Genomic DNA, 12,449 nt, shown 5'->3' on the forward strand with positions numbered 1-12,449 from the left:
AAGTGACGAGAACAGGGCAATTATTTATCGTATCTGCACCCTCGGGGGCTGGTAAAACAAGTTTAGTGAAGGCGTTATTAGAGACACTCTCAGATATTGAGGTGTCTGTTTCAAGTACAACGAGAGCACCACGGTCAGGTGAGGTGAGTGGTATTGATTATCACTTTATCAGCGAGGAAGGCTTTCAACAGGTTGTTGCGCAAGATGGCTTTTTAGAATACGCGACCGTTTTTGGCAATTCGTATGGAACGTCCAAGCGCTTGGTTGATGAAAAGTTAGCACAAGGGGTGGATATTATTCTAGAGATTGACTGGCAAGGGGCGCAACAAGTTCGCCGTGTGATGAAGGATAGCTGTTCAATATTTATTTTGCCACCGTCCAAACAGGTTCTCGAGGAAAGGTTGCGAGGACGTGGGTTAGATAGCGACGAGGTTATCAATAAGCGAATGCGTACAGCAGTGGATGAAATGGTGCATCATGAAGAATATGATTTCTTGGTGGTCAATGATGATTTTGAAGTGGCTTTGGACGAGCTAGCCATGATTGTAAAGACTCAACGATTAGCCATGAAAAGGGGAAAACTCACCCACTCGGCTTTGATTAATCAGTTGCTTAATTAATTATTTAAAAATATAGTATAATGTTCGACTATTCAAATTATTTCATATTTAAAAGGGGTTCAAATGGCACGTGTAACAGTTTCTGACTGTCTTGAAAAATTAGACAACCGTTTTGAGTTGGTTTTATTAGCTTCAAGACGTGCGCGCCAGATAATGGATGGTGCTGATTCAAGCCTTGAGCTTGAAAATGATAAACCAACTGTTCTTGCTCTGAGAGAAATCGCAGCCGGTCATATCACCGAAGAAGCGTTGGACTTGGTTGATAATCCACCGATTGAAGAGCTGTTTATTGAAGACGCTGATTCAACTGAGCAAGTGACTGTTGAAGAAAACTAGGGTTGGCCAACTAAAAAATTAGAAACGCTGCCTATTCGCCAATAGAGTTTTGGTGATAGACTCAAATGCTCATGATGCTCTCATGGGCATTTTTTATGTGAAAAAGAAAATAATTGTAGATGGATGTAGAAAAAGAAAACGTTGAATTGCCGCAAACGGCCTTGTTAGCAGAGCTAATGTCAGTGTTGTCTGAGTACTTATCGCAGGAGCAATTGGATCAGGTTCATCAGGCGTACCAAGTGGCCAGTGAAGCACATGCTGGACAATACCGATTGAGTGGTGAAGATTATATTTGTCACCCAGTGTCTGTCGCACTCATTTTAAGTCATATGAAAATGGATGTTGACTGCATTATGGCTGCCATAATGCATGATCTTCTTGAAGATACAGACACGACCTATGAGGAATTGGCGTCGTTATTTAATGATGATGTTGCTGGCCTTGTTGATGCAGTGAGTAAACTCACAAAAATTAACTTTAAAACTCGTGAAGAAGCGCAGGCTGAAAATATGCGCAAAATGTTTTTGGCAATGGCAAAAGATTTGCGAGTGATTATTATTAAATTAGCTGACCGTTTGCATAATATGCGAACAATTAAGGTGATGAAACCCGCTAGCAGACGGAGGATTGCCAAAGAAACATTAGATATTTATGCGCCTATTGCACATCGGCTAGGGATGCATGAGTTTCGGCTTGAATTAGAAGACCTTAGTTTTGAAGCAATGTTCCCTCGTCGCAGAGCGATTATCAATAAAAGTATTAAAAAAGCTCGAGGCAACCGAAAAGAGGTCGTCGATAAAGTAGAGAAATTACTGGTAGAAAAGTTTTTAGACACCGACTTTCCGGGCGTTATTTACGGGCGTGAAAAGAACTTATACAGCGTTTATCGAAAAATGAAACGGCAAAACATACCCTTTAACGAAGTGTTTGATGTGTATGCCTTTAGGGTGATTGTCGAGACAATTGAGCAATGCTATCAAGCCTTAGGCTTGCTGCATAATTTATTCAAACCGGTACCGGGTCGGTTTAAAGATTACATCGCTTTGCCAAAAACGAATGGTTATCAGTCATTACATACCGTATTAGTTGGGCCCTTTGGAGTGCCAATAGAGCTTCAAATTAGAACCTTAGAAATGGATCGTTTGGCTGAGTCAGGGATTGCCGCACATTGGCTTTATAAAACAACAGATGTTGCGCATGATGCAAAAGTGAGAGCGCATGAATGGTTAAGGAACCTGTTAGAAACGCAAAAGGGTTCTGATGACTCGTTTGAGTTTATTGATACGTTAAAGGTGGATCTGTTTCCGACAGAAATTTTTGTGTTCTCGCCGAAAGGCAAAATTGTTAAATTGCCTAAAGGCTCTACGGCGGTTGATTTTGCCTTTGCGGTTCATACCGATATTGGTATGGCGTGTGCTGGCGTGAAGATAAATAGAATAATGGAGCCGTTGCACACAGTGCTTAGAAATGGCCAAACTATTGAAATTATGACCAGTGATTTCGCAGTCTGTAACCCCAATTGGTTAAATTTTGTTGTAACCAACAAAGCAAGGCACGCTATTCGAAATCACCTTAAAGAATTTAAAGAGCGTGATGCTATTCGTCTTGGTGGTCAACTGTTGAATGCAGAGTTTAAAAGTGTCGGCTTAAATTTTGATGATGTTGACCCTGAACAATTACAAAAGTTTTTAAGCGAACAGCAAATTGGTTCGCTTGATGCCTTATTGATGGATTTGGGCTTTGGTAATCGAATGCCTTTGTTGGTTGCGCAACATTTAATTGCAGCAGCTGGGGATGAAGACTCCTTCATCGACATTGCCAAGGGTAAGCAAGCAACAGCCACGCTTAATATCCACGGTGCAGATGGGATGCTGATTAATTTGGGTACCTGCTGTAGGCCAATTCCAGGCGATAAAATTATTGGTTTCTTTAACCCTGGGCGTGGTGTGGTGGTACATCGGGTGCATTGTAAAAACACACGGGAATATAAACGCAAACACAAAAATTGGTTAAGTGTTCAGTGGGCCAATATTGTGGAAGGCGAGTTTAGTTCCGATATAGGCTTAGAGTTAAAGAACGAGCGGGGTGTTTTAGCAGAGATTGCGTCAATATTATCATCGTATGATTGTAATATTGAAAACATCAAAATAGCCTCACGTTCTGCAGATGCTTCTAGTGATGTTTTTACCATAACGGTACGGGACAGGAAGCATTTAGCAAGGGTGATGCGTCGTTTACATGCACTTGCATCGGTTATAAAAATAGCACGAATTAGGAACTAAGGAGGGCGCTTTGCAAAAAACAGTCATTCATACAGATTTAGCACCAGATGCTATCGGCACTTATTCGCAGGCGATTAAGGTGGACCAAACGGTTTATTTATCCGGTCAAATTCCACTATTGCCAGAAACTATGGTGCTGGTTAGCGGCGGCATTGAAGAGCAAATTGAACAAGTATTAAAAAACTTAACCGCTGTGGCACAAGCGGCAGGCGGTGGTTTGGCAGATATTGTAAAACTAAATATTTATCTAACTGATATGGCGGACTTTCCGGTGGTCAATGAAAAAATGGCGGCCCACTTTTCGCAGCCCTACCCAGCACGAGCGGCAATAGGCGTGGCTGAATTACCAAAAAATAGTCGTGTTGAAATGGACGCTGTCATGGTATTGGTTGACGATTAATACTATTGCATAGAAGGCTGTCATAGTGGTGGATAGTTATTTGGATGATTTGCCCATAACTTACCTTAAAGGTGTTGGCGAAAAAGTAGCCGAAAAATTAAGTCGGCTAGGGATCGTGAGTGTTGCAGATATCTTGTTTCATTTGCCATTTCGTTATGAAGACAGAAGCAAGGTGGTTGCGATAGGCTCGTTGAAAACAGGGGAGTCGTCTTTATTTGAAGGTCAAGTTGAGTTAGCAGAGGTGGTTTTTAGGGGGCGACGCTCTTTGCTCGTTCGCTTGAGTGATGGGACGGGCTTTGTCACATTACGTTTTTTTCACTTTTCAAACAGTCAAAAACAAGCTATGCAGCGTGGTCAGTGGCTACGTTGTTTTGGTGATATTAAATCTTATAGTAAACAAGGGATTGCTGATGTGGTCCACCCTGAATATCAGCTGATTAATGAAGCGCAACGCGGTGAAATTCAAGAAGGTTTGCTTGCGGTTTACCCAGTAACAGATGGCTTACATCAAGCATCATTTAGGAAACTGATAAGGCAGGCTTTTTTGCTCCTTCAACAAGGGATGGGCATTCGTGATTGTTTGCCGCAGTCCATGTTGAGTCAACGCGGTCTGCCTACGTTAGTAGACAGTTTGCAGCAATTACACTACCCAGACACAATGCCAAGCTTGGATGCCAGTCAGCGACCGGCATTTAAACGCTTAATATTTGAAGAATTACTGGCTCATCACCTTAGTTTAAGTCGGTTAAAAAAAGGCGTTCGTTGTGATGTTGCGCCGAGTTTTAAATCGACTGGGGAAAGTCGACAGCGTTTTTTAACATCATTGGGTTTTGAGCTGACTAATGCACAAAACCGAGTGATTCAAGAAATATTGTCAGATCTGGCACGTTCACACCCGATGCAACGTTTATTACAAGGGGATGTTGGTTCAGGGAAAACAGTGGTTGCAGCGTGTGCTGCCTTAGCAGCTACAGAGGCGGGGTATCAGGTAGCAATGATGGCACCAACAGAACTATTAGCAGAGCAACATTTCAAAAACTTCCAATTGTGGCTAAAAGATCTAGGTGTTCAAGTGGATTGGCTTGTTGGGCAACATAAGGGTAAAACATACGAGTCAATTACTGCCGATATTGCCGAAGGTCGGTCTAACATCGTAATTGGCACACAAGCCTTGTTTCAAAAAAAAGTAATCTTTGCAAACCTAGGTCTAGTCATTATTGATGAACAGCATCGGTTTGGTGTGCATCAACGATTAGCGTTACGCGATAAAGGAGCGAAGACAGGGGTTTATCCGCATCAGTTGGTGATGACAGCAACCCCCATTCCAAGAACCCTAGCAATGTTAGGGTATGCAGATTTAGATTTGTCGATTATTAACGAGCTACCACCCGGGCGAACACCAGTGACCACGGCGGTGCTTCCGGTCTCTAAAAGAGAACAAATTATTGAGCGAATTGAAAAAGGGGTTGAGGATGGCCGGCAAGTGTATTGGGTTTGTACGCTGGTTGAAGAGTCGGAGGCTTTACAGTGTCAGGCAGCTGAAGTAGCGGCTGATTTGCTGCGAGAGTGTTTACCAAGGTTGAAAATTGGCTTGGTACATGGTCGGATGAAAGCACAAGAAAAGCAGACTGTGATGATGCAATTTAAGCAGCAAGCATTACAGGTTCTGGTGGCGACAACGGTTATTGAAGTAGGTGTTGATGTGCCTAACGCAAGTCTAATGGTCATTGAAAATGCCGAACGTTTGGGCTTGGCGCAACTACATCAACTGCGAGGTAGGGTCGGCAGGGGGCAACGAGAAAGTCATTGTGTGCTGATGTATAAGGCGCCGTTGTCAAAAAACGCCAGTGAGCGGTTATCAATTATGCGTGAAACAACGGATGGCTTTAAAATTGCCGAAAAAGACATGCAATTGCGTGGTCCAGGGGAAATATTAGGTCAGCGACAGGCTGGTTTTATGCGGTTTAAAGTGGCTGACTTAGTGCGAGATGCTGAGTTGTTAGATCAAGTGGCACTGTCTGCGGAGGAGGTTTTGCGAATACAGCCGGAGTTAGTTGAGCCATTAGTTCACCGTTGGATAGCGAATTCAGTAGAATATGCGCAAGTTTAATTGAGTCAGGCTGTGTTGAAGAACATTAATAACTTTTTCCTACAAGAACCCGTATGGCGTGCGTTAAGCCGATGGCCAATACACTCGATGCCGCAACAGGTGGTAGACTGGTTATTAGAGCCTAATTCACTTACTGTGCGAATGAAAAATACATTTGATGAGCCTTTTAGTGTCAATGTGTTAGGGCAAGGACTGGCAAAACCTTTATTGGCGGATGCCCGCTATTTAAATCAGCGCCCGTATCGGTATGCGCTTATTCGTGAGGTGCAGCTGAATATTAATAATCAACCGTTTGTATTTGCACGGACCACTTTGCCAAGAAAAGCGGCCCATCACTTGCAAGAATTAACACACCTAGGGGACAAACCGCTGGGCGAAGTCATTTTTAGTGACCCAAGGTTAAAAAGAGTAGGGCTTGACCTGGCTAAAATTGGCTGCCATCAGTTAAACCTACAAACTCAAAAAATGCTTGAAGGTCAGCCGCATATCTGGGCACGTCGTAATGCTTATCAGCTTAATAAACACGTGTTTTTGGTTAGCGAGTTTTTTTTACCAGCTTTGTTTAATTAATGATGAAATTAGAATTAAAAAAAGAAAACATTGAGGCGTATTGGCGTTTAACACGCATGCATAAGCCAATTGGTAGCCTATTATTACTTTGGCCGATGTATTGGGCGCTTTGGATCGCCAGTAATGGCAAGCCGGATATTCTGGTTTTGATCGTGTTTACGTTGGGCGTGGTGTTGATGCGTTCGGCTGGCTGTGTGATTAACGATTATGCAGATAGAAAACTTGACCCGCATGTGTTGCGAACAAAAGATCGACCGCTAGCCTTAGGGCAAGTAGAGCCCACTGAAGCATTGCAATTATTTTTTGTTTTGGTTTTTGCGTCGTCGCTGTTGGTGTTACTGATGAACATGCTGACAATTTATTTATCATTGGGTGCTGTTTTTTTAGCCTCGTTGTATCCCTTTATGAAACGCCATACTCATTTGCCGCAAATATTCTTAGGCATGGCATTTGGCTGGGCCGTTCCTATGATTTTTGCTGCTCAAACAAATACTGTGCCTGCGATGGCTTGGCTGATCTTTACCGCTACAGTGATATGGGCAGTGATCTACGATACGATGTACGCAATGGTTGACCGTGATGATGATTTAAAAATTGGGGTTAAATCTACGGCCATTTTGTTCGGTGATTTGGATAAAGTATTGATTGGTTTTTTCCAGTTATTATTTTTTATAGCGTTGATTATGATTGGGCAAAAAGCAGATTTGGGCAGCCTTTATTTTACAGCCGTCTTTATTGCGTTTTTACTGTCTATTTACCATCAGTATTTGATCAAAGATCGAGATCGCTCAAAGTGTATGGCGGCGTTTTTAAATAATAACTGGCTCGGTTTAATCGTTTTTGTAGGTATAGCTGCGGACTATGCAGTAAAAGGTATTGTTGCTTAAGCCCGAGCAAAAGCCCAAATTTCAACCTGTTGCACTCCTTTTTTCTTCAGCGTTTTGGCAATTTCGTTTGCTGTCGATCCAGTCGTGACCACGTCATCAATAACAGCGATGGATCTAAGTTCTATTGATGGCTCATAGCAAAAAGCATTTTTTAAGTTTTTTCGACGTTCGCTGGCTTTAAGGCTGGTTTGGCTCGTGCTGTTAATGATTCGAGTCAGGTCGGGCGAAACCAGAGGAATGTTGAGCTCTTTATGTATATGTTGAGCGATAAGTTCTGCTTGGTTAAACCCTCGTTCTTTTAGGCGTTTTGGGTGTAGTGGAACAGCTATTAGGGCGTCAGGTAGCTTTTCGAGAGTTTTGAAATGCTGCCCCATTAAGTGCCCGATGGTTCTTGCGCAACTGTGTTTTGCTTGAAATTTTAATGACTTAATTAAAAATTGTGCAATACCTTCGTATCGGTATAACGAAAACACATGGTCAAAACAGGGTGGCCTTTGTAGGCAGCGACCACAAATGGATGATACAGCGCTGAGCTCTATATTGCAGACTGGGCATGCGTGTGTTGATGGCTTTAGTTCTTGTAGGCATTCAGTGCATAGGTCTAATGCATTATGCCCTGGCTGATCACAAATAAAACAAGTGGGCGGGTAAAGGTTAAATTGGATAATATTTGACCAGTTGTCCATTTTCGTATAAATTAATTTTGACAACTTTTTAACCTAATGTACCATTGTCAATTTATATCCAGTTGAAAAGGTATTTTTGAATGAGCATAGCATCAGAAGCGATTGGCGAGCAAAAAAAAGCTGCCGTTAATATAGTTAGGAACACGTGGCCGTTAAAGAAAATTCAAGCACTGTTTGATTTGCCATTCAACGATTTGCTTTTTAAAGCGCACACTATCCACCGTGAGAATTTTGACCCAAATGCGGTTCAAATTAGCACCTTATTGAGTATTAAAACGGGCGCATGCCCTGAAGACTGCTCCTATTGCCCACAAAGTGTTCGTTACGATACGGGGCTGGAAAAAGAAGCATTAATGGAAATTAGAGCAGTTGTTGATGCGGCTAAAGAAGCTAAAGCGAATGGTGCAAGCCGATTTTGCATGGGGGCGGCATGGCGTAGCCCTAAAGATCGTGATTTAAATAAAGTCACCAAAATGGTTGAAGAGGTAAAAGCCTTGGGAATGGAAACCTGTGTTACCTTGGGAATGTTGGAAGATGGCCAAGCGAAACAGTTAAAAGACGCTGGGCTGGATTATTACAATCATAATATTGATACGTCAGAAGACTATTATAAAGAGGTGATTACGACGCGAACCTATCAAGATCGCTTAGATACGATTGATACGGTTCGAAATGCCGGCATTAACGTGTGTAGCGGCGGAATTGTCGGCATGGGTGAGGCCAGTGATGACCGAGCAAAGATGTTACAAACATTAGCGAACATGGAGCATCCGCCAGAAAGCGTACCGATTAATAAATTAGTGCAAGTAAAAGGAACGCCATTAGACGGTGCCGAGGCGATAGACTCGCTTGAATTTATAAAAACGATCGCAGTGGCTCGAATTTTAATGCCAACTTCTCAAGTCAGGTTGTCTGCTGGTCGTTCTGATATGACCGATGAAATGCAGGCGATGTGTTTCTTTGCAGGCGCAAACTCCATTTTTTACGGTGATCAACTGTTAACCACAGAAAATCCAGAAGAAAGTGCAGACCATCAATTGTTTAAGCGATTAGGTATTTATCCTGCAACGGCGTAGTTTTTTGTATGGATCCTTGGGAGTTAGCAACAAAGCTCGATGAGTTAAAGCGTCAGCAGCGCTATCGCTTGCGCAAAACAATCGAAAGTCCTCAAGGTGCAAGTGTCCAAATGGCTGGGCAAATGTTTGATAACTTTTCGAGCAATGACTACCTAGGGTTAGCAAATCATCCGTCGGTTATTAAAGCATTTCAACAAGCTGCTGAACGTTACGGTGTTGGAAGTGGTTCTGCGCATTTGATTTGTGGCCATAGTGCCGAACATCATGCGCTTGAGGAAGAACTGGCAGAATTTACCGGGCGTGATCGTGCGTTGATTTTTTCAACCGGCTATATGGCAAATCTAGGCGCAATATCGGCAATGGCTCATAAAGGCGATGAGATTTTCCAAGATAAACTTAATCATGCATCGCTGATCGATGGCGGAAGACTTTCTGGTGCTCAGGTTAAACGGTTTGTTCATGGTGATATGGGGCAGTTAAAGCAATTGCTCGAAGGCTCATCAACTCGCAGAAAGTTGGTCGTTAGTGATGGCGTGTTTAGTATGGACGGTGATGAAGCCAACATGCAGGGCTTGGTTGGTCTAACGGAAACCTCAAATGCAATGTTGATGATTGATGATGCGCATGGGCTAGGGGTGTTGGGTGAAAAAGGTGGTGGATTGTTGGAAGCATGCGACTTAAATCAGCAACAAGTCCCCATTTTGATGGCGACGTTAGGCAAGGGCTTGGGAACATCAGGGGCTTTTGTTGCAGGTAGTGAAGAACTTATCGAAACGTTGATACAACAAGCGCGTACCTACGTTTTTACCACTGCAATGCCGTCAGCGGTAATGGCAGCCACCAGACAAAGTTTAAAAATTTGCCAACAAGAAACATGGCGCAGAGAAAAGTTACGGCATTTGGTCGCTAGGTTTAGGAAAGGCGCCGAGCAATTAGGGCTTAACTTGATGCCTTCGCAGACACCTATCCAGCCGATTATTCTTGGTAGTAATGAGGCGGTCATGGCTGCGGGTGAGTATTTAAAAGAGAAAGGTGTTTTAGTGGGCGCTATTCGTTATCCAGCGGTTAAAAAAACGAGTGAGCGGCTAAGAATTACGTTATCGGCAACCCATACGGACTCACAAGTTGATAATTTACTGCTGGGTTTGGAGGAATTGTTCTGTTAACAGCATTAAATATACAAGAATCGGGTGAAGGGCCAAATCTTGTGTTAGTACATGGCTGGGCCATGAATAACTTGGTTTGGAATAATTGGTTAGCTCTTTTGGAACAGTCCTTTCGTGTTATTTGTGTTGAGTTGCCGGGGCACGGAAACAGCGAGTATAACGAGCCATGGCAGATGAGTGACTTGCTGGAGATGATGGCGGCACAATTACCTCAGCAGTGTAGTTTTTTGGGGTGGTCATTAGGCGGGTTGGTTGCCTTGGCTTATGCAGATCACTTCCCGAAGCGTGTTAATCGGCTTGTCATGCTGGCGAGCACACCAAAATTCGTACAATCTGCCGACTGGCAGCCTGCCCAATCTAAAGCAGTATTTGATGTTTTTTCTAGTCACTTGAAAAGAAAGCCGCTGCCGACAATGAAACGCTTTGTTAAATTGCAAACAGACGGTGGTGAACCATCTCAAACAATCGAGAGGTTTCTAAAGTCGGTGTTACAGGTGCGCAGTGAAACATCAACAAAAGGATTGATTAGCGGTTTGGATATTTTATCTCAGGCTGACTATCGGCTTGCGTTAAAAAAACTAAACTGTCCGACTATGCTGTTGCTTGGGGAGAAGGATCAATTGGTGCCAGTTGAGGTAGCAGATAAGTTCGCACAAATTAATCCTCGTGTTGCTGTGTGTGTCATAGAGGGCGCCACACATGTTCCTTTTTTGTCACACCCGAATGAGGTATCACAAGAGTTAGTACGATTTATGTCTGCTGGAGATAGGGAGTTATGAGCGTTGGCGGGTTTCAAAAAGTTACTTATAGTAAAGAAATGGTGCGTCAATCATTCGACTCAGCGTCACAAAACTATAACGAACATACCTCTCTTCAACGGCTGATTGGTGATCACTTACTTTTACACAAAAAAGCTCAAAATCATGCGAATCAAAGTGTTCTTGATATTGGCGCTGGAACGGGCTATTTAACCAAGAAATTATTTGAGTTAAATGAAGTGAAGGATGTGTATGCTTTAGATATTGCAATTGGTATGTTGAAGCATGCACGTCATTATTTAGGGGCTTTGCAGGCGAAAGGCGTTATATGTGCCGATGCTGAAAAGTTACCACTGAATGATGGCGTTATGGATGTGATTTATTCTAATCTGGCATTTCAATGGTGTGAAAACTTGGAGAAAGTGTTTGCTCAAGCACATAGGGTGTTACAGCCGAAAGGTTTGTTTGTGTTCAGCACATTTGGGCCTGCAACATTGACTGAGTTAAAAAGCTCATGGCAGCAAAGTGATAAGGCGGTACACGTTAATTCGTTTGTGGGTGAAGAAGTGATTCGGCAAGCGCTTCAACATGCTGGTTTTTACGACATAACGATACTGACGGATAATGTTGTGAATTATTACTCATCACCAAAACAATTGATGGTAAGCCTGAAAGGGATGGGAGCACACAATATGAATCAAGGACGACGGCTTGGTTTAACAGGTGTTAAATCATTTAAGGCTATGCTCAAAGCGTATGAAAGTTTACGAACAGAGCAAGGGGTCCCTGCCACTTTTCAGGCAGTTTATGTTTATGCTAAAAAAAGTGAGTAAAGTTTAATGTTGAAGAGTTTTTTTATTACGGGTACCGATACGGATGTTGGAAAAACTTATGTCGCGGCTGCCTTAATAAGGGGTTTAGCAGAGCGTCAGTTGACGGTGTCTGGTTTTAAGCCAGTTGCTGCTGGTGCTACATGGCAGGATGGTCAATTTAAAAATGAAGACGCAATTGATTTAATGCGGGAATCTACGGCAGGGCTCGGCTATTCGGATGTAAACCCTTATTGTTTTGAACCAGCCATAGCACCGCACATTGCGGCGGAACAAGAAAACGTGGTCATTAACTTGCCAGCCATTGAGGCGGTTTACGCAAAACATAAGTTGGCAGCTGATATGGTGATAGTGGAGGGAGCCGGAGGTTGGATGGTTCCGCTAAATGATCAGCTTGGTTTTGATGATTTGGCGTTAGCGCTTAATGCTCCGGTTATTCTAGTCGTTGGTTTAAAGCTTGGGTGTATTAATCATGCGTTATTGACCGAGGCTGCAATTTTGAACAAGGGGTGTCGGATTGCAGGTTGGATCGGTAATGACCTAAACGGTCAGTTTATGGAGATAAATGAAAATATACGGACATTAAAGCAGCGAATGAAATCTAAATTTATAGGCAATATTGAATATCAACCAGATAAAGACAAAAAGAGTGCTGTGGATCAAAGAAAGATAAAGGGTCTACTTGATTATTTGATTGAATTTCGTTAAATTGCGAGGCCATACTGTCT

13 protein-coding genes are annotated in these 12,449 nt (G+C 42.9%); 12 read left to right on the forward strand and 1 reads right to left on the reverse strand.

Features of this window, described 5'->3' with window-relative positions:
- Positions 1-2: 2 nt before the first annotated feature.
- From gmk to ubiA, 7 genes are all read left to right on the forward strand, one after another.
- A complete protein-coding gene (gene gmk / locus CPC19_RS03650) occupies positions 3-620 on the forward strand; it encodes a guanylate kinase (protein ID WP_015006636.1) in 618 nt (205 codons plus the stop codon).
- A 63-nt stretch (positions 621-683) separates the two neighbouring features.
- On the forward strand, positions 684-956 hold the full coding sequence (rpoZ, locus tag CPC19_RS03655) for a DNA-directed RNA polymerase subunit omega (protein WP_015006635.1): 273 nt from the start codon (positions 684-686) through the stop codon (positions 954-956).
- Between the two features lie 119 nt (positions 957-1,075).
- The gene (locus CPC19_RS03660) at positions 1,076-3,238 is read left to right on the forward strand and encodes a bifunctional (p)ppGpp synthetase/guanosine-3',5'-bis(diphosphate) 3'-pyrophosphohydrolase (protein WP_015006634.1); all 2,163 of its coding nucleotides are present in this window, start codon (positions 1,076-1,078) and stop codon (positions 3,236-3,238) included.
- Positions 3,239-3,248: 10 nt separating this feature from the next.
- A complete protein-coding gene (locus tag CPC19_RS03665) occupies positions 3,249-3,638 on the forward strand; it encodes a RidA family protein (protein ID WP_015006633.1) in 390 nt (129 codons plus the stop codon).
- A gap of 25 nt (positions 3,639-3,663) precedes the next feature.
- On the forward strand, positions 3,664-5,748 hold the full coding sequence (gene recG / locus CPC19_RS03670) for an ATP-dependent DNA helicase RecG (RefSeq protein WP_016390564.1): 2,085 nt from the start codon (positions 3,664-3,666) through the stop codon (positions 5,746-5,748).
- A gap of 15 nt (positions 5,749-5,763) precedes the next feature.
- Entirely contained in the window at positions 5,764-6,318 is a 555-nt protein-coding gene (locus CPC19_RS03675) for a chorismate lyase (RefSeq protein WP_236610537.1), read from the forward strand.
- The gene (ubiA, locus tag CPC19_RS03680) at positions 6,318-7,205 is read left to right on the forward strand and encodes a 4-hydroxybenzoate octaprenyltransferase (RefSeq protein ID WP_015006630.1); all 888 of its coding nucleotides are present in this window, start codon (positions 6,318-6,320) and stop codon (positions 7,203-7,205) included. Before CPC19_RS03675 ends, ubiA begins: the two co-directional genes overlap by 1 nt.
- Here ubiA and CPC19_RS03685 read toward each other — a convergent pair.
- Positions 7,202-7,915, reverse strand: a complete 714-nt coding sequence (locus tag CPC19_RS03685; RefSeq protein WP_015006629.1) for a ComF family protein — start codon at positions 7,913-7,915, stop codon at positions 7,202-7,204. The genes ubiA and CPC19_RS03685 overlap by 4 nt on opposite strands.
- Before the next feature lie 56 nt (positions 7,916-7,971).
- On the opposite strand from CPC19_RS03685, the gene bioB reads away from it, so the two are divergent.
- The 5 genes from bioB (at position 7,972) to bioD (ending at position 12,429) form a co-directional block, all read left to right on the forward strand.
- Positions 7,972-8,967: a biotin synthase BioB gene (gene bioB, locus CPC19_RS03690; protein WP_016390565.1), complete on the forward strand. Its 996-nt coding sequence runs from the start codon at positions 7,972-7,974 to the stop codon at positions 8,965-8,967.
- An 8-nt stretch (positions 8,968-8,975) separates the two neighbouring features.
- Positions 8,976-10,133 carry an 8-amino-7-oxononanoate synthase gene (gene bioF, locus CPC19_RS03695; protein WP_016390566.1) on the forward strand — a complete coding sequence of 386 codons (1,158 nt, stop codon included), beginning with the start codon at positions 8,976-8,978 and terminating at the stop codon, positions 10,131-10,133.
- A 62-nt stretch (positions 10,134-10,195) separates the two neighbouring features.
- Entirely contained in the window at positions 10,196-10,912 is a 717-nt protein-coding gene (locus CPC19_RS03700; protein WP_035850905.1) for an alpha/beta fold hydrolase, read from the forward strand.
- Entirely contained in the window at positions 10,909-11,724 is an 816-nt protein-coding gene (gene bioC / locus CPC19_RS03705; RefSeq protein WP_016390568.1) for a malonyl-ACP O-methyltransferase BioC, read from the forward strand. Before CPC19_RS03700 ends, bioC begins: the two co-directional genes overlap by 4 nt.
- A 6-nt stretch (positions 11,725-11,730) precedes the next feature.
- Positions 11,731-12,429, forward strand: coding sequence for a dethiobiotin synthase (bioD, locus tag CPC19_RS03710; RefSeq protein ID WP_015006624.1), 699 nt, complete (start codon positions 11,731-11,733; stop codon positions 12,427-12,429).
- Positions 12,430-12,449 lie beyond the last annotated feature (20 nt).

This window comes from Cycloclasticus sp. PY97N (genome assembly GCF_002443175.1).
In the GTDB taxonomy this organism is placed as follows: Bacteria; Pseudomonadota; Gammaproteobacteria; order Methylococcales; family Cycloclasticaceae; genus Cycloclasticus; species Cycloclasticus pugetii.

Bases quoted from the DNA above. Each gene is read 5' to 3' on its own strand.
- rpoZ (WP_015006635.1), top strand. From the start codon at position 684: ATGGCACGTGTAACAGTTTCTGACTGTCTTGAAAAATTAGACAACCGT.
- CPC19_RS03660 (WP_015006634.1), top strand. From the start codon at position 1,076: ATGGATGTAGAAAAAGAAAACGTTGAATTGCCGCAAACGGCCTTGTTA.
- ubiA (WP_015006630.1), top strand. From the start codon at position 6,318: ATGATGAAATTAGAATTAAAAAAAGAAAACATTGAGGCGTATTGGCGT.
- bioB (WP_016390565.1), top strand. From the start codon at position 7,972: ATGAGCATAGCATCAGAAGCGATTGGCGAGCAAAAAAAAGCTGCCGTT.
- bioF (WP_016390566.1), top strand. From the start codon at position 8,976: ATGGATCCTTGGGAGTTAGCAACAAAGCTCGATGAGTTAAAGCGTCAG.
- CPC19_RS03700 (WP_035850905.1), top strand. From the start codon at position 10,196: ATGAATAACTTGGTTTGGAATAATTGGTTAGCTCTTTTGGAACAGTCC.
- bioC (WP_016390568.1), top strand. From the start codon at position 10,909: ATGAGCGTTGGCGGGTTTCAAAAAGTTACTTATAGTAAAGAAATGGTG.
- bioD (WP_015006624.1), top strand. From the start codon at position 11,731: ATGTTGAAGAGTTTTTTTATTACGGGTACCGATACGGATGTTGGAAAA.